The 17,266-nt window shown below is 43.0% G+C and carries 14 protein-coding genes; 13 read left to right on the top strand and 1 reads right to left on the bottom strand.

Annotated elements, in window-relative coordinates; all coding sequences use genetic code 11:
* Positions 1 to 195: 195 nt before the first annotated feature.
* The gene (locus QFZ80_RS24760; protein ID WP_307561603.1) at positions 196 to 1,158 is read right to left on the bottom strand and encodes an L-lactate dehydrogenase; all 963 of its coding nucleotides are present in this window, start codon (positions 1,156 to 1,158) and stop codon (positions 196 to 198) included.
* 560 nt (positions 1,159 to 1,718) lie between these two features.
* Here QFZ80_RS24760 and QFZ80_RS24755 point away from each other — a divergent pair.
* The 13 genes from QFZ80_RS24755 (at position 1,719) to QFZ80_RS24695 (ending at position 17,255) form a co-directional block, all read left to right on the top strand.
* Positions 1,719 to 2,939, top strand: coding sequence for a branched-chain amino acid ABC transporter substrate-binding protein (locus QFZ80_RS24755; protein WP_307553465.1), 1,221 nt, complete (start codon positions 1,719 to 1,721; stop codon positions 2,937 to 2,939).
* A gap of 94 nt (positions 2,940 to 3,033) precedes the next feature.
* Positions 3,034 to 4,020, top strand: a complete 987-nt coding sequence (locus tag QFZ80_RS24750; RefSeq protein ID WP_307553466.1) for a branched-chain amino acid ABC transporter permease — start codon at positions 3,034 to 3,036, stop codon at positions 4,018 to 4,020.
* Positions 4,021 to 4,030: 10 nt separating this feature from the next.
* Positions 4,031 to 5,317 (top strand): branched-chain amino acid ABC transporter permease, encoded by a 1,287-nt coding sequence (locus QFZ80_RS24745; protein WP_307561602.1) that lies wholly within the window; start codon positions 4,031 to 4,033, stop codon positions 5,315 to 5,317.
* On the top strand, positions 5,314 to 6,099 hold the full coding sequence (locus QFZ80_RS24740) for an ABC transporter ATP-binding protein (protein WP_307561599.1): 786 nt from the start codon (positions 5,314 to 5,316) through the stop codon (positions 6,097 to 6,099). The genes QFZ80_RS24745 and QFZ80_RS24740 overlap by 4 nt, the downstream gene beginning before the upstream one ends.
* A complete protein-coding gene (locus QFZ80_RS24735) occupies positions 6,096 to 6,803 on the top strand; it encodes an ABC transporter ATP-binding protein (protein ID WP_307553469.1) in 708 nt (235 codons plus the stop codon). Before QFZ80_RS24740 ends, QFZ80_RS24735 begins: the two co-directional genes overlap by 4 nt.
* Positions 6,800 to 7,750, top strand: a complete 951-nt coding sequence (locus QFZ80_RS24730) for a DMT family transporter (protein ID WP_307561597.1) — start codon at positions 6,800 to 6,802, stop codon at positions 7,748 to 7,750. The genes QFZ80_RS24735 and QFZ80_RS24730 overlap by 4 nt, the downstream gene beginning before the upstream one ends.
* A gap of 2,076 nt (positions 7,751 to 9,826) precedes the next feature.
* Positions 9,827 to 10,648, top strand: coding sequence for a histidine racemase CntK family protein (locus tag QFZ80_RS24725; protein ID WP_307561595.1), 822 nt, complete (start codon positions 9,827 to 9,829; stop codon positions 10,646 to 10,648).
* Positions 10,649 to 10,685: 37 nt separating this feature from the next.
* The gene (locus QFZ80_RS24720) at positions 10,686 to 11,480 is read left to right on the top strand and encodes an SAM-dependent methyltransferase (protein ID WP_307561593.1); all 795 of its coding nucleotides are present in this window, start codon (positions 10,686 to 10,688) and stop codon (positions 11,478 to 11,480) included.
* Positions 11,480 to 12,793, top strand: a complete 1,314-nt coding sequence (locus QFZ80_RS24715; protein ID WP_307561591.1) for an opine metallophore biosynthesis dehydrogenase — start codon at positions 11,480 to 11,482, stop codon at positions 12,791 to 12,793. Before QFZ80_RS24720 ends, QFZ80_RS24715 begins: the two co-directional genes overlap by 1 nt.
* A complete protein-coding gene (locus tag QFZ80_RS24710; protein WP_307561588.1) occupies positions 12,780 to 13,664 on the top strand; it encodes a DMT family transporter in 885 nt (294 codons plus the stop codon). The genes QFZ80_RS24715 and QFZ80_RS24710 overlap by 14 nt, the downstream gene beginning before the upstream one ends.
* A gap of 44 nt (positions 13,665 to 13,708) precedes the next feature.
* Positions 13,709 to 15,361: an ABC transporter substrate-binding protein gene (locus tag QFZ80_RS24705; RefSeq protein WP_307561586.1), complete on the top strand. Its 1,653-nt coding sequence runs from the start codon at positions 13,709 to 13,711 to the stop codon at positions 15,359 to 15,361.
* A gap of 87 nt (positions 15,362 to 15,448) precedes the next feature.
* On the top strand, positions 15,449 to 16,417 hold the full coding sequence (locus QFZ80_RS24700) for an ABC transporter permease (protein ID WP_307561584.1): 969 nt from the start codon (positions 15,449 to 15,451) through the stop codon (positions 16,415 to 16,417).
* Between the two features lies 1 nt (position 16,418).
* Positions 16,419 to 17,255, top strand: coding sequence for an ABC transporter permease (locus QFZ80_RS24695; protein WP_307553477.1), 837 nt, complete (start codon positions 16,419 to 16,421; stop codon positions 17,253 to 17,255).
* The last annotated feature ends 11 nt before the right edge of the window (positions 17,256 to 17,266 follow it).

Genomic DNA, 17,266 nt, shown 5'->3' with positions numbered 1-17,266 from the left:
CAACATGCATGGAATCCAACTCCAGAAGAAATTAATGTATGCAGTCGGCGTATGTGTTGACACCGGATTCGAAGTTTTGGACTTGCGGTTGGATTGGGATGCAGAGTGCATGATGAAAGATTTCCTCCTAGCAGGGCATAGACTTCTTACTATTCGGTACTTGGATAGGATTCCCTTATTGTTCCGTTTTGGGCATCACAAACTGCCGATAATAGACGCTTGGAGAAGGTGCTTACGAATTACGCTACAGGAGTAACTAAGTTTCTCTTGTTCCATATTATCGAGATGTAGCTCAACTACTTCCTTAACTCCTTCTCGAGATATGATGGCAGGAACGCCAATACATACGTTTCTCTCACCGTATTCTCCATCTAAGATCGCGGATACGGCAATAATCTTGTGATCATCATTTAGCACAGATCGAGTGATGAAAGCCAATGCATTGCCGATACCAAAAGAAGTGGATCCTTTAAGGTTGAATATTTCCCATCCAGCCAGTTTGGTCCGTTGCTCCAATTGATCAAGATCGACGAGACCGAATCGATGCGGATGCTGGCTTATGATCTGATGCAGCGGTTTACCGCCAATGGTTACGTGTGACCAAGCCACGAACTGGGAGTCACCATGTTCACCGAGTACATACCCTTGAACGCTCTTCGGTTCGACTGGAAAGATTTCGGATAAGATCATTTTCAGCCGTGAACTGTCGATGGAGGTGCCTGTTCCGATCACACGATTTCGGGGAAGACCGGATAATTTCCATACGATATATGTAATGATGTCTACAGGATTTGTGGCAACAAGGAAGATTCCGTTAAACCCGCTTTGGATGATCGGTTGAATGATATTCTTCATGATATGAATGGAAGATTCCATCAGATCAAGACGGTTCTGATTTTTGTTCATGCTTGCCCCAGGTGTCAGAATCACTACATCTACATCCCCACATTGATCGAAATTGCCCGCAAATACCTTGGTCCGCGATTGAGTGAAGTCCATACAGTGTGACAGGTCTAATGCTTGAGCCAATGCGTAGTTTGGCGTGCGATTAATAAGCATTAATTCTTCGCAAACGGACTGATTGATTATGGCGTAAGCACAGTTTGAACCAACTAATCCCATCCCGACAATGGCGACTTTTCTCGGTTTCCAAGCCATAGTTACCGTCCTCCTTCAAACAAATAACGCTTGGTATATTATATATGTTGTTTTGGTTGTACTATGTGACTAAACATGACGCAAAACCACGATTTTCGGTTGATAAGTAATGTTTTCTGACATGGACATCCGGTCTTTGTTGGAAATGAAATTGTAAAACCTCCGAGGTCCTGTCAAAGATCAGTAGCATGCTTTTTGGCTGGGTGGCGTTAAGCTAATCTTCTTTGTCAGCCAGATCTTGTGGCTGGACTTTTTTTTGTTTTGAGAAATCTTTTAATTCCTAATTTTGGAATAATAAGGACGAACATGTGTGTAACCGATAAAAACATTACCTAATATGTTATTAAATATAACACAAAAAGAATGAGTTCATAGAATATATCTAATTTGTGTCAGGTATATTGACATAAATTTCCGATTTCATTATTATAATTATGTAAGGTTCATGTTATTGAAAATGCCGATTGAGTAGTTTTGTATGAATTTCGTCTCTGATCCGAAGTTCTGAATGCTGCAATATCGGTATTTTTGCGTACCAAACTATCTGAGGAGGTTGTTTCATGATTTTGAAGAAAGTGGCTCTTATGATCTCAGTATCAGCACTTGCCATGGGTTTGTTGGCAGGGTGCGGAACAAGCACAAGTACAAGCACAAATTCAACTACAGAAACGACTAAACCTAGCAGCGCAGTCACTAAGAGCGTTATCAAGATTGCGACCCAGTCCCCTTTGTCAGGAGGCAGCGCCGTTCAAGGTGAAGCTATTAAGCTAGGTGCTCAGATGTCTTTGGATGACCATAAAGTGGAATTTGACAAGCTGGGTTTTGAACTGCAGCTGGTCCCTTATGACGACCAAGCAGATCCAAAGAAAGGCGTTGCCAATGCCGAGATCATCAGTGCTGATCAATCGATTCTCGGAATCGTCGGACATATGAACTCAGGCGTAGCTATACCTTCCTCAGTCGTATACGAGAAGAACAATATTGTCATGGTTTCGCCGTCCAATACGGCAACGGAGGTAACCGACCGTAATCTGAAGGTCGTGAACCGAATTGTTGCAAGGGATGATTTCCAAGGTCCTGCGGCTGCTGATTATGCGTTTAAAACAGTGAAAGCCAAAAATATTTTCGTCATTCAAGACAAAACAGCCTACGGTCAAGGCTTGGCAGAAGCGTTTAAAGACGCGGCCACGAAGCAAGGGGCAACCATTGTCGGTTATGAGGGGATTACAATAGGTGAGAAGGATTTCAACGGGGTGCTTAACATTGCGCTTAGCAAGAAACCGGATTTTGTCTTCTTCGGAGGATTATATGCCGAAGGCGGACTGCTTATCAAACAAGCACGCGACAAAGGAATTACGGCTCCTTTCATGGGTGCAGACGGGTGGGACACGCAAGGTCTGGTTGATGTAGCCGGTGATAAAGTAAAAGACGCCTTGTACGCTTCCATCTCAACTGATATTACAAAAACGCCGGATGGCATGAAGTGGGCCGATCAGTATAAATCTAAATTTGGCAAAGCTCCTGACGGTTACTCGGCTTACGCATATGACTGTATGACCATTATTCTAAATGGCATTAAAACTGCGAGCAGCGCAGACGGTGGAAAAGTACCTGTCCGCGAAAAAGTTCGTGATGCGGTGCGCGCCACCAAAGACTTCCAAGGTGTTGCCACGAAGGTTTCCTTTGATGGCAAAGGCGACAATACATACGCAAAAGTATTTATCTACAAATTTGAAGGTCCGAAATATCCGGGTACCATGATTTCTGAAGTAGGGAAGTAAACCTAATTTCAACATCATTCAACTTAAAGTAAGAGGTATGTGCTTTATGGATATACCTCTTTACGGTTTATTCACCTGCGAAAGGAGAAGCTTCATGATCCTAAACATCCTGCACTCACTCCCCCAAGTATTGATCGACGGGCTTGCTTTAGGAGCTATTTATGCGGTCGTTGCCTTAGGATATACCATGGTATACGGTATTCTCGAATTGATCAATTTTGCACACGGCGAAATTTTTATGACTGGGGCATTCGTCGGGACAGGGGTATTATTCCTTTTTCAATCTACAGGGTGGCTTAGTGGTATGCCGGGATGGGTTGCATACGTTCTAATCCTCGCTATCGCCATGCTGTTTACGGGATTGTTGGGGGTGGGAATTGAACGAATTGCTTATAAGCCTCTCCGAAAAGCGCCCAAGCTGATTTCACTTATCTCTGCGATTGGTGTTTCTTTCGTGGTTCAAGATCTCGTTCGCTTTATATCCGAATTGAGAACAGGAAACTACATCATAAGCGGTATTACGTTGTTCGATAAAAATGTGACCATCGGCACTTCTTCTCTTGGATCATGGCTCGGAGATGCTTCTTTGAAAACCAATACGATCATCATTATCGTAGTGGCTGTATTGTTGATGATCTCCCTTGATTTTTTTATCAATCGTACCAAATGGGGAGTGGCCATGCGGGCGGTAGCGCAAGATCGTGAAACGGCTTCATTGATGTCAATTAATGTGAATAAAATCATTATTCTGACCTTTTTCATCGGTTCAGCTTTAGGCGGGGCTACAGGGGTTTTGTTTGCGCAGCAGTACGGTACGATCGATCCATTTATCGGCTATATATTAGGGTTGAAAGCCTTCACGGCAGCTGTGCTTGGAGGTATAGGAAACATTCGGGGTGCCATGTTTGGTGGACTGGTCATTGGGTTATTAGAGATGTTCGCTTCTTCTAATCTTGGCTTACTGACGAACGGCAGCTTCGGTTCGGAGTATAAAGATGTGTTTGCCTTTATGATTTTAATCATCGTATTGATATTCAAACCCGAAGGTCTGTTTGGCAAAGCCGTCAAAGAGAAAGTGTAGGTGACCCATTATGGATAAAATAAAGCAGGCATTAGCGCAAAACTCGAAAATGCAAGCACTGATACTTGTCCTTCTCGTCTCGGTTACAGCACTAAGTGTATATATGACGGCTAAATCGGTCATTGCCTTTTTATTATTGCTGGCATCCTTGCTTTTGCTTTACTACACTTCATTTTCAAATAAAGTCAAATGGATTATCGGCGGAGTCATGCTAATTCTAGTTATTCCGTTTGCTTCATCGGGAGGTCCCGCCTATGAATCTTATATGGAAGTTGCAACGCAGAGCGGGATTTATATCGCGATGGCGCTCGGGCTGAATATCGTGGTCGGTTTTGCAGGGCTTCTGGATTTGGGTTTTGTCGCTTTTTTCGCGATTGGAGCTTATACGTATGGCATCTTCTCTACCGCTCAGGCGAATCACTTTATCCCAGGTGATTTGTTTCCTATTTCGGGCTCTGCGTTTTGGCTGTTTATTTTTGTAGGCGGCTTTATGGCTGCACTGTTCGGGGTCATTCTCGGCCTGCCTGTCCTTAGGGTGAAAGGAGATTATCTCGCTATCGTGACATTGGGCTTCGGGGAAATGATCCGCATCATCTTCAACAACCTGGAGAAGCCAGTTAACATTACGAACGGCGCTAAGGGCATATCGTCGATCAAGCCTCCAAATCTGTTCGGATTTGAATTTACGCATCCTCATCAATTTTATTTCATTGTGATAGCGATCTTGGCTTTTGTGATTTTCGGAGTAAAGAGATTTGAACATTCTCGAATGGGTCGTTCCTGGAAGGCAGTTCGGGAGAATGAAATTGCCGCACAATCCATGGGGGTTCCGTTAATTCGCACGAAGTTGACAGCGTTCGCTGTGGGAGCTTCCTTCTCCGGGATGATGGGAGTCGTCTTTGCAGCCAAACAAACGTTTATTGATCCTTCCAGCTTTACATTACTTGAGTCCATTACGATTTTGGTCATGGTTGTATTAGGAGGAATGGGGAGTGTTCCTGGCGTTATACTTGGAGCTGCACTTATTACGATTCTCAACCTGCAGGTGCTTACGGAATTTACTAATTGGTTAAATCAATTAACACTGCAAGGCGTAGTCCACATTCCATTTGCCTTATCTCCATCCAAGATGCAGAGGTTTATTTTTGGAGCCATTCTGATCCTCTTTGCCGTCTTTAGGCCAAACGGATTGATTTCGGTGAAAAATCGCAGAGTGAACGAAAAGCTGATTCAGGAACGAATTTCATCAGCTTCCGTACAGAAAGTAAATCCTCAAAGCGGAGGGATCGCCCAATGACCGTTTTGCGTGTTAATAATTTGGTCAAACGATTTGGCGGATTGGTTGCCGTTAACGGAGTTCAACTTGAGTTTCAAAAAGGTGAAATTTCCGCTGTTATCGGTCCGAATGGTGCCGGGAAAACGACTTTTTTCAATATAATCACCGGTATTTATGCGCCTGATGAAGGTGAAATCGAATTGGAAGGTAAATCGATTGTGAAGGTTAAGCCGGATCGAATTACAGAAAAGGGCATAGCCCGGACCTTTCAAAATATTAGACTTTTTGGAAATATGACGGTTCTTGAAAATGTGATGGTCGGCATGCATATTCATTTAAAAGGCGGAATATTAAGCACTTTACTAGGACTTACTAAGATTCGACTTGAGGAACAAAATGCGATGGATGAAGCATACCGACTATTGCAATATGTTGGTCTCGAGCCTCATCTCAATGAAAATGCAAACAGCCTTTCTTACGGAGCGCAAAGGCGGCTTGAAATCGCGAGAGCGCTAGCGGTTAAACCAAAAGTACTACTGCTGGATGAACCCGCCGCAGGAATGAATCCGCGTGAAACAAAAGAACTAACCGAGCTTATTCGAAGCATTCAACAGGAGCTGGACGTATCGATCATATTGATTGAGCACGATATGAAACTCGTCATGGAGATTTCTGATCGCATTCTAGTTCTGGATCACGGTGAAAAGATAGCTGAAGGATCCCCATATGAGATTCGTTCGAATCCGCGTGTGATCGAAGCCTATTTAGGTAAAAGTGCCCTAGGTCAAGAGGTGAAATCATGAGCTTACTGCAGCTTCAAGAGGTCCAGGCTTACTATGGAGGTATTCAAGCATTAAAGGGAATCTCACTTCATGTGAATGAAGGGGAAATAGTCACGTTGATCGGTTGCAACGGAGCGGGAAAATCCACAGCACTTAAATCCATTTGCGGTCAGGTGAAAACGAAAGGCTCCATTTTATTTGATAAGCGTGATATTTCGGCTTGGCCACCTCATCAAACGGCGATGGAAGGCATTGCTCATGTCCCGGAGGGCCGGCGCATATTCCCAAGGCTAACTGTTAAGGAGAATTTGGAGATGGGCGCATTTTCAGTTAAGGATAAAAAAGTGATAAAAGAGCGTATGGAACAGTCATTCGATTACTTTCCACGTTTGAGAGAACGCTTGCACCAAGCAGGCGGCACCATGAGTGGTGGCGAACAACAAATGCTTGCCATAGCCCGTGCGCTCATGATGAAACCTAAGCTATTGCTGCTCGACGAACCGTCGATGGGATTGGCTCCCGTCATCGTGGATCAAATCTTTGAAATTATTCAGGAGATGAACCGAACAGGGATGACGATTCTGCTCGTAGAACAAAACGCATACCAAGCGCTGCAAATCGCCCATCGCGGTTATGTCATACAGACCGGTGAATTTATTCTGGAGGATGACGCAAAAAAATTGCTTGTCAACGATCAAGTAAAAGAAGCTTATCTGGCAGGATGAAATCATTTCTTCCGATGCTTTACGGCATTATGGCATCCTTTTTTTTCTCATTTTCTTTCATCATGAACCGGTCTATGGAGCTGTCCGGCGGACATTGGGTATGGAGCGCTTCGCTTCGTTTTCTATTCATGTTTCCTATCCTATTGTTGATTGTCTGGAATAGGGGGAATCTCCGGGCCTTGCTTTTTGATATGAGAAAGCAGTTAGGGGTATGGATGGGCTGGAGCATGGTAGGATTCGGATTATTTTATGTACCGCTGTGTTTTTCCGCTGCCTACGGACCTGGGTGGTTGATTGCAGCTACCTGGCAGGTAACCATTATTGCGGGTTCATTACTTACTCCATTATTCAGCAAGGTAATAGTAACAAAGAGTGGGCCTATTAGGATAAAGGAAAAAACCCCGTTAAGAGGTCTGTTGATTTCTCTCATCATCTTATTTGGGGTAATTGTTATACAGACGGATCATGACGGCCACCTCTCCATAAAAGACGCGCTTTTAGGCGTGGTGCCTGTTCTTCTAGCAGCTTTTGCTTATCCGCTTGGCAATCGTAAGATGATGGAGGTTTGCGGAGAACGGCTGGATACCTACCAGCGTGTTCTTGGCATGACACTGGCCAGCCTTCCGTTATGGATATTGCTTTCTCTCTGTGCTTTGGTTCATGCTGGCGTACCGAGCGCAGGGCAAATTGGCCAATCTGCTCTTGTAGCAGTTTGTTCGGGAGTCGTTGCAACCGTTCTTTTTTTCAAAGCGACAGAAATGGTAAAAAGATCCGCACATCAACTGGCTGCTGTAGAAGCGACTCAAGCCGGAGAAATCATTTTTACAGTCATTGGCGAATTAGTGATACTCGATGCGGCATTTCCTTCTAGTCTGTCTTGGACAGGTATTCTTGGTGTCGTAACCGGGATGATCGTTCATAGTTTAATGTCGAAGAAAGGTAAATAGATTCAAATGAAATGGAGATCGGTTCTCCATTTTTTGTGAATTAACGAAAGTATTAGCTTTCGGGATAGGTTCAGTTGTTCGAAAGCATTAAAAAACAAGTGATCACTCTGGGGTAACCATAATTACTTGTGAGAAAAAAGATTTAAGTATTTCGGGTTAGCTGACTAACTAACGAAAAACGATAGTAGAATGAATGCAGCGTAATCCAGTTCGTTTAAGTTTAAGGGGGCTGGTTTTTTCAGTACATAAGATAAGTTATGTGTTGAAAAGTGTCATTGACCTAAGGTGTTTTTCTGCCAAGAGTGGAAATTTTTCTTCTGTGCTCTTAGAGTAGCAAGATTAGACTACTGTATTAGGTGCAAAAGTTGCGTTAATTATTTGATAAGATTGCTGCTGTATATAGCGAAAAAATAAAATTTTGGACATTCGATAACCGACCATCCTCAAGCAATACCGATCCGTAGTCCGGGAAGCCAAGGAACGCAATCTCAGCTATGAATACAGAATCGAGAAATTTCCTTTGAAGAAACTAGGGGTCACTAGTTTCTTCTCTTTCAGTTTTTTTCCATTCGCGCCATCTCAAATGAGGGAAAGGTGAATCAAATGCGAGCAGACCAAAATCAAATCGACGAAACAAAACAAGATATGAACAACGCTTGCTCGATCAATAAGGACGCTCATCTTACCAAGAAAGTTTCGCAAAAGCTTGGTGAATTTAATAATGGGAGTATCTTCTGTTGAATGCCTACAAGTAAATGTTGATGCCGTCTTCGATTCACCCCTATCATTCGACTGATCTCTCTTTGAGATCATCCTTCTCGGTAATTCATCAGGATAATATTCTGTTTCTGGATCAAGTTGATCATCTCTCCCGAACCCACATCGTCTAATTGACTCTGTGGTTATATAGGTTTAAGTGGGGGAGTTTTAAATGATTACGCTGGCGTACTTTTAGTTAACAGATACAGGCCGCATCGATAAGAAGAGACTTGGCCGCACATTATATACGAATTATAACGAAAGTACTTACTCTGGTTGAAGACGGTGTAAACCTTATGATCGACAGGACTTGTCTAAGAGTAAATAAATTCAACAAACGAGAGAAATCTAATTAGAAATTTGCCCAAGGAGGGGGTGCACCAATATTTTAACGAAAATAATACTGTGAATCGTTCGGCGTTACCTGTTTTCCAATTTTTCTACATATCTTTCGGTTCCATTCAAGCTAATATAATCGCCGTCCTTGATAAGTACCTAGCATTATCAATTCCAATTTTCGAGCGGTGGGTTCGGCATGAGCGAGCAATGAGACTCTACTGTTTTCCCGTCCACGTCAGTGGCTATGATGGTGTATGATAACCCCACTGAGTAGAATAAAGAACTGCAGCGATATGTCGATAAGTATGTTAGAAATTTAATGACGTAACTTGGCATAGGCAGCGCGGGGTAAAGAAACAACTTATTATTAATAACTGGAGCTGCCGGCATTTCGCCAGCATCTCTTTTATATTGTTTTTTGACAGAGAGAAAACCGTACAAATTCTTGTCTTTTATAGATAGTTATTCTTGTCCTCGATGAAGGAATATTAACTAAAACAGAGAGGCTATGGAGGGCAAATCTCGTATGATTCCATTAAACTAACGCAGAACGATAGTTCAATCATTGCAGCGGCAGTCTCAGACTTTATTTACGAGTCTAAGACTGCCGCTGCGTCTCTGTGTGGTTCAGACTAATACTTATTTCTCAAAAGCTGAATATTTTCCATCTCCAAAACCGCGTCAAATCAACAACTCTAGTCTAATACTTTATTTTTTTCGAACAAGTAAAAACTAAAAAAGAAATTATTGACAATATTAATCGTTATCGTTACGATTAATCCAACGTTAATAGTATTATTTACTATTAACAGATACCTAGTCTTTCGTACTTTTTGTAACTTGCAAAACGAAAAGAGGGATATTATATGTCAAGAACTCTATGACGATTAACATTACTCAGACAAGAGAATAGGTTATTTTCTGTATATGAATTTCCATATTCATAGTCCCTTACGAAATTGAGGTGCGAAACGCAGGATGGAAGTCAAGTTTATAAAAACAAATCCTACTCAGAATATGACCATTCTTGTGGAAAGCCTCCACACCAGAGAAATGTACAATCGAATGGCTTCCAGTATGATGGCCTATGATCACGTTTTTGCCGAACAGGTAGGATTTATTGAATCTTCGGAAAGTGCTACGGCATGGGCAAGACTTCAAATGATGGCTGGAGAGTTCTGCGGAAATGCGACCATGTCTTTGGCTGCAGTCATGGCGTGGAAAAAGAATTTGCAACCTGGAAACCGTTTGGAAGTTCCCTTGGAAGTTTCTGGGGCGAACGAGCTGCTGTTATGTGAGGTTACAGCGCAACAGACCGGTTATCTTTGTAAGTTGGATATGCCACTTCCTCTATCTATACATAAAAAAACGATAAACTGCAGGGATGTCCACGTTCCGACTACGATTATAAGGTATCCAGGAATTGTTCATGCTGTAGTTCATGTGCCTAATTTCGATAGCTACTCTCGAGAAATGGCGCAGATTATTGTAAAATCTCCTGAGCTGTTGCAAGGTGAAGCTGCATCAGGAGTTATGCTGTACCGAAGGCAAAGCAATGAGATAGAACCTCTGGTTTATATACCCGATACGGATACCATGATTTGGGAGCGGGGGTGCGGTTCAGGAACAGCTTCATTAGGTGCATGTGTGGCCAATGAAATCCAAAGAGACATCCATATGGAAATTAAACAGCCAGGCGGCATGATTGAAGTTTGGGCTCAATATCAAGAAGACCAGATGACCGGTCTAGCCATTCAGGGGCATGTGGATATATCTGCTGTAGGAACAGCTTTTGTCTAAATTGGGACAATATAAATGATTGATGGAGGAACATAGGATGACCGATCAAACTGCGTTGATTCATCAACTGGACACTTTTCTATCCGAATTCGGACAACTGAATATTGCACATAAACAATATGGAAATAACTATGACGAAATGGAAAAGAAAATAGGCGAATTTACAGCTTTTATATTGGATAAAAAAAATGAAGAAGAATGGGAACAAATCGAACGCCAAAACGATGTTGATTTAGCGAAGCGAGTAGCAGAACTTAGAGAGCAGTCCGCCTATTGCGTATGGGCAATGGAAAAGTATAGAGCGATTGAATTGCAAAAGGACAGACAAGGTATCGCCGATTACTTTCACAATATAGAAGCCTGTATCGAAACTGAGTTTGGCAGTTTTGAGATCACTTCTGATTCTAAAGTGCTCATGATCGGAGCAGGAGCGTTCCCGATGACTCCTTTATTAATCGCAAATACAACGGGAGCAGAAGTCGTGGGCATAGATATTGACCCGGAAGCTATTTATTTGGCAAAAACGGTTGTTAACATGCTCGGAAAAAACGCTAAAATCACGATTGATGCTTCCACGATAGATCAAATCGCCTTTACCCGGGAGGCTACACATATCGTATTTGCTTCCACGATAAAAGAGAAGTTTGATCTCTTAACGCAGCTGCACCCATTGACAAACAAGGATGTTGTTGTTGCTATGCGATATGGCAACAGTTTTAAATCTTTGTTTAATTACCCCTTACAGGATATAGACAGATCACTTTGGAAGATAGTGAGGCAGGTATCACAGCCAGACCATGTGTTTGATGTTGCTTTATACAAAAAGGGGTGATGAGCTTGCAGCGGGTACTGATATTGGGAACCGGTTCAGCGGCAGTGCAAATTGGGGTCAATATAAAAAGTAAGCTGGGGTGCCATGTAGGAATTGCTGGCAGATCGTCGACGCGATCAGAAAAATTTTTTAATGAATTGCGTGAAAATAATAATAAAGTGCGCGTACATGTACAAAACAAGGAACATCATGCGATGTCCGGTGAATGCATTATCGATGATACATTTGTAGAGTATCAGGCGGTTCGCGGCATATGGGATACGATCATCTTATCGGTTACAAATGACGCCTATATAAGTGTGATCAAGCAATTAGATGTAGCTCTTTTGAAACATGTGAAATGTGTTGTCTTGGTTTCGCCAACCATAGGCTCAAACAGTCTGTTCAGGAGTTTTTTACAAAGAAACGGCTGTTCGGCTGAAGTCATTAGTTTTTCTACGTATTATGCAGCAACCAAAGGAACGAATGGCCAGAACTCTGCTGTTGAAGTGTTGACAAAAGCAGTAAAAAAGAAAATATACATAGGCTCTTCAAGTAAAAATTCAGAAGCATGCGGAAAGCTATCGGATATGCTTCAGCAGTTGGGGGTTACAGTTGAACAAATGAGAAATCCCTATGAAGCGGAGAGCCGAAATATCTCCATCTATGTGCATACGCCGATATTTATGAACGAGTATGCTCTGGATTTTATATTTGGGGGAGAAGATCAAACAGTTAAATATGCATACAAGTTTTATCCGGAAGGTCCGATAACACAATATGTCATGCGTGACTTGCTGGAGCAATGGACAGAAATTACAGGGATCTTGCAGGCTTTTAACGTAGAACGTTTTAATCTTCTTCAATTTATGAATGATGACACGTATCCCGTAAGACCTCAAAGCTTGTCCCGGGATGATATTGAAAATTTCACCTCATTTGATGCGATCAAGCAGGAATATTTATTATACATAAGATATGCGTCCTTATTAATAGATCCATTTTCAACTCCAGATGCGGAGGGCAGGTATTTTGACTTTTCGGCCGTACCCATTCATAAGGTATACCAAAATCAGGAAGGCTACTGGTGCGTTCCCAGAGTTCCCAATGAAGACTATTACAGGTTGAAACTATTACAGGGCATAGCTCAAAATCTAACGTTGTCGACGCCAACTATAGATAAAATGATCGATCAATATGAACAAAAACTGAAACAATTTGCGCAACAGCATAAAGAGGGCTTGTTATCTGACGATTTCGATCCGAAGTGTTTGGATGAAGAGGTCGCATTCATATGTAATGAGGGAAATATAAATCAACATGAACTTCATTAAAAACCATGCAACCATTCGCGGTATTGTGTATGCCATGTCCTCCAGCTTAATTTTCAGTATCATGAACGCGTTTGTTAAAGCGACAGCGGCATCTATTCCATCCAACGAAATTGTTTTTTTTAGAAGTGTAATTGGAACGGTCATAATTCTATATCTGATGAAAAAAGACAAGGTGAAATTTTCAAAATCGGGCATTCCGATGCTGGCTTTACGAGGATGCTGCGGAGCCCTCTACATGATCTTTTATTTTTACACGATTGCGAATATCCCTTTATTGGATGCCATCGTACTTATCAATACATCGCTGATCTTTACGATGCTGCTTTCGCGCTTATTCTTAAAAGAAAAGATTCCGCCAAAAGTGTATCTCATCATGCCAGTTGTTATTGTTGGCGCATTATTTACTATTAAACCTTTCGGATATTCCACCTATTCTGTTGTTGCATTGTTGGGGATTGTGGCGGCTGTTTTTTCTGCTGAAGCAGGTATTTGTATCCGATTTTTGAGCCGAAAGTACCATGCCTATGAAATTATTTTTTATTTTATGGTAACTGCCACTGTGGTCTCCATTCCTCTCATGTGGAACGAGTTTGTTTCGCCGAATGCCATGGAATGGTTTTATCTGATCTGTATTGGTGTGGTTTCATTATTGGCACAAATTTTCCTGACCAAGGCATTTACGCATGAAAATGCAGTTGTGGTAGAAATCGTGCGTTATATCGGCATTGCCTTCAATGCGTTTTGGGGATTTGCATTTTGGATGGAAATACCAGATATATTCTCCATCGTTGGCACAATCTTGATTGTGGCGGGGTGCGTTGCTATGACAAAGGTAAAGAAAGAAATTAACAAGCCTAAGCGAATGGAATGAAAGAGGAATAATTGTTGGCAATCATCCCTACTAGGAGGTATCACATGAAAGAAAATAGAGAAAAATTCATAAAAAAGTGGAGTTTATCGCATTTAGCAATGGTATTGTCATTACTTATGTTATTGGCAGGTTGTCAAACCGCTTCTCCGGTATCCCAAAATTCATCCAGTTCACCGAACTCGACTACAGTTAAAGAGGATTTGGTATTAGCTGTAGGTAAAATGGACGGCGGACAGTTCGATCCTAAGAAGGGCTGGGGAATGACACAAATTCGTCTGACCCACAGCTCACTACTCGCAATTGATTCGGACCTTAACTTTATTGGGGATCTTGCGAAATCTTATAAAGTCAGTGATGATGGCCTTACGTGGACGTTCCCACTGCGTGATGATGCCAAATTCTCCAACGGTGAGCCGGTGACTCCGGAGGATGTCAAATTTACATACGAAATGCTCAAGAAGGACGGCATCAAATTTGATTTGACGTTCGTTAAGTCGATCGAAGCTGCAGCTGGTAATACAATTGTCATCACGATCAACAAACCGCGTTCGACTTTTGTTAGCCAACTGACGGAGATCGGCATTGTTCCGAAAGCGCACTACAATGACAACTACTCCAAAAATCCAATTGGCTCCGGTCCCTATAAAGTGGTTCAGTACGACGATGGGCAGCAAGTAATTATGGAATACAATTCCTACTGGTACGGTAAGAAGCCCCAGTTCAAAAAACTGACCTTCCTGCTTCTCCAAGAGGATGCGGCCCTAGCAGCCGCAAAGGCCGGCAAAGCTGATATTGTCTATGTTCCGCCGACATTCGCGAAGCAAAAGGTGGATGGCATGACGCTTCGTACCTATGAGAGCATCGACTCTCGTGGGATCATGTTGCCTACACAGCCGAGCGGCGGCAAAGGCATGACCAACGGTAAAGAAGTCAAGACAGGCAATGATGTAACCAGTGATGTAGCCATACGCAAAGCGCTCAATATCGGACTGAACCGTCAGAAGCTTCTGGATGTAGCATTGGATGGTTATGGTAAAAATGCGTATTGCTTATGTGATAATTTGCCATGGTTTAACGAGAAAACCGTTGTAATAGACGGCGACATTCAGGGAGCAAAAAAAATCCTTGAAGGTGGAGGTTGGGTGGATACCAACAAGGATGGGATTTTGGAAAAAGAAGGTCGCAAAGCAGAGTTTGACCTCTATTTCAGTTCCAATGATCAGCTTCGTAGCGACCTTTCTCTGGCTGTTGCCGATCAGGCGACTGAACTCGGTATCAAGATCAACACCATTGGCGCTACCTGGGATGAGATCTATCTCAAAGGCAAGACGGCAGCTGTAACATGGGGAGGTGGAAGGCATCACCCGTATCAGCTGTACACGATGAATGCCTCGAGTGAAATCGATAAGGGTATTAACAATATGGCAAATTACCGGAATCCGAAGGTTGACGAGTATTTAAATCAAGCCCTTACGGCTTCCACACAGGAAGAGGCGAATAAATACTGGAAGCTTGCTCAATGGGACGGACAAACTGGCTTCAGCGGAATTGGAGATGCTCCGATTGTTTGGCTGCTGCGTGTGGACCACTTGTACCTGGCAAATGAAAAGCTAGGTCTCGGCAAGCAACCGATTCACTCGCATGGTCATGAATGGGCATTGTTTGGCAATATAACGGAATGGACATGGAAAAACTGATTCACTGAATATGACGGGATATAGGGAGTTTTCAGCGGCTCTCCGCTTCTGAGAACTCCCTTTGCTTGTGTGGAAAGGAGAGTTAACGTGGCAAGAAGCATTACTATTCGTCTGATTCGTGTTGTCACTTTGCTGATCGGATTATCCATTTTGACCTTCTCCCTCATTCATCTATCACCGATGGATCCGATCAATGCTTATATCGCAGGGGACAGCTCGGCGTCGCCGGAACAAATTGAAAAAATTAAAGAATACTGGGGCGTGGACAAAAGCCCGGTAGAACAATACTTTTCCTGGGCAGGGGCGATGCTGCAAGGTAACTTTGGAACATCAAAGCTTTATCGCAGTCCTGTTATTGATATTATCAAAAGTCGGTTTTTAACATCACTTGCCTTAATGGGTACGGCCTGGGTCTTATCAGGCATTATTGGATATATACTGGGTATGATCGCTGCCGTGAATCGGGGTAAGACAACGGATAAAATCATTAAATGGTACAGCTACACGCTGGTGTCCACTCCGATCTTCTGGATGGGACTCCTTCTGTTAATTGTCTTTGCTGTCTGGCTCAAATGGTTTCCAGTAGGCTTGGCTGTACCCCCCGGGGTGTTGGAGAGTGACGTGCAGTTCATAGATCGGGTTCGGCATTTCGTGTTACCGGCTTTGACATTAAGCATTCTAGGGGTTGCCAATGTAGCGATGCACACCCGCGAGAAAATGATTGATATCCTAAACACAGAGTACGTCATCTTTGCGAAGGCAAGGGGCGAGAGCAAGTGGCAGATCATTACTAATCATGGCTTTCGGAACTCCATCATTCCCGCCATTTCCCTGCAATTTGCCTACTTCGGCGAGCTTTTCGGAGGCTCCATGCTGGCGGAGCAAGTATTTGCGTATCCGGGACTTGGCAGTACCTTGACCACTGCGGGGTTACGGGGTGACCTACCCTTAATGGTGGGAATTATTCTAATTAGCTCCTTGTTTGTATTTGCTGGGAATCTGATTGCGGATATTTTGAATAAGGTTGTAGATCCGCGTATGAAGGGGGAGAGATAAGATGCTGAGCTTACAAAAAGGGCTGAATGTACGAAAAAAAATGGTTCTATTACTTGCAATTTCTTCTAGTTTTCTAGTGGCCATTCTGATTCTCAGCTTTTTGCTGAGCAATGACAATCTCCGTCTGAGTACGGCGAGCAAAAACCTTGCTCCAAGTCTTGAACATCTCTTCGGCACGGACTGGCTGGGACGGGATATGTTCACGCGGACCATCAAAGGACTTCGTCTTTCACTATCAGTTGGAGCGTTTGCCTCCTTGCTCAGCGTGCTAATCGCAACCGTGTTGGGAATTTGTGCGGCCACCTTTGGCAAAGCAGTAGATGCTGCGATATCCTGGGTTATCGATTTGTTTATAGGAATGCCTCATCTTGTTTTCATGGTTTTGATTTGCTTCATCGTAGGTGGCGGCATTTATGGCATTGTACTCGGCATTTCTCTGACGCATTGGACAACGCTCGCTAGAATCGTACGCTCTGAGGTGCTTCAAATTAAAAACGCGGAATACATCCAAATATCCAAAAGCTATGGGAAATCCACGTGGCATATCGCAAGAAAACATATCATGCCCTCGATTTTTCCTCAAATTATGATTGGCTTTCTATTGATGTTTCCTCATGTAATTTTGCATGAAGCCGCTCTTACCTTCCTGGGATTCGGTCTTTCTCCACAAACTCCGGCCATCGGTATTATTCTATCGGAAGCAATGAGCCATATCTCTACAGGAAAATGGTGGCTGGTGGTTTTTCCGGGAGTGCTGTTAGTTATCATCATTAAAAGTTTTGACAATATTGGTGAGCAGCTTCGAATTTTGATGGAGCCGGCCAGTTCAAATGAATAGGGGGATTCCTC

Origin of the sequence: Paenibacillus sp. V4I7 (genome assembly GCF_030817275.1) — a bacterium.
Lineage (GTDB): Bacteria > Bacillota > Bacilli > Paenibacillales > NBRC-103111 > Paenibacillus_E.
The sequence above is the reverse complement of the archived record's forward strand: the minus strand, read 5'-3'. Positions and strand labels throughout refer to the sequence as shown.

Bases quoted from the DNA above. Each gene is read 5' to 3' on its own strand.
- QFZ80_RS24760 (WP_307561603.1), bottom strand. From the start codon at position 1,158: ATGGCTTGGAAACCGAGAAAAGTCGCCATTGTCGGGATGGGATTAGTT.
- QFZ80_RS24755 (WP_307553465.1), top strand. From the start codon at position 1,719: ATGATTTTGAAGAAAGTGGCTCTTATGATCTCAGTATCAGCACTTGCC.
- QFZ80_RS24750 (WP_307553466.1), top strand. From the start codon at position 3,034: ATGATCCTAAACATCCTGCACTCACTCCCCCAAGTATTGATCGACGGG.
- QFZ80_RS24745 (WP_307561602.1), top strand. From the start codon at position 4,031: ATGGATAAAATAAAGCAGGCATTAGCGCAAAACTCGAAAATGCAAGCA.
- QFZ80_RS24740 (WP_307561599.1), top strand. From the start codon at position 5,314: ATGACCGTTTTGCGTGTTAATAATTTGGTCAAACGATTTGGCGGATTG.
- QFZ80_RS24735 (WP_307553469.1), top strand. From the start codon at position 6,096: ATGAGCTTACTGCAGCTTCAAGAGGTCCAGGCTTACTATGGAGGTATT.
- QFZ80_RS24730 (WP_307561597.1), top strand. From the start codon at position 6,800: ATGAAATCATTTCTTCCGATGCTTTACGGCATTATGGCATCCTTTTTT.
- QFZ80_RS24725 (WP_307561595.1), top strand. From the start codon at position 9,827: ATGGAAGTCAAGTTTATAAAAACAAATCCTACTCAGAATATGACCATT.
- QFZ80_RS24720 (WP_307561593.1), top strand. From the start codon at position 10,686: ATGACCGATCAAACTGCGTTGATTCATCAACTGGACACTTTTCTATCC.
- QFZ80_RS24715 (WP_307561591.1), top strand. From the start codon at position 11,480: ATGAGCTTGCAGCGGGTACTGATATTGGGAACCGGTTCAGCGGCAGTG.
- QFZ80_RS24710 (WP_307561588.1), top strand. From the start codon at position 12,780: ATGAACTTCATTAAAAACCATGCAACCATTCGCGGTATTGTGTATGCC.
- QFZ80_RS24705 (WP_307561586.1), top strand. From the start codon at position 13,709: ATGAAAGAAAATAGAGAAAAATTCATAAAAAAGTGGAGTTTATCGCAT.
- QFZ80_RS24695 (WP_307553477.1), top strand. From the start codon at position 16,419: ATGCTGAGCTTACAAAAAGGGCTGAATGTACGAAAAAAAATGGTTCTA.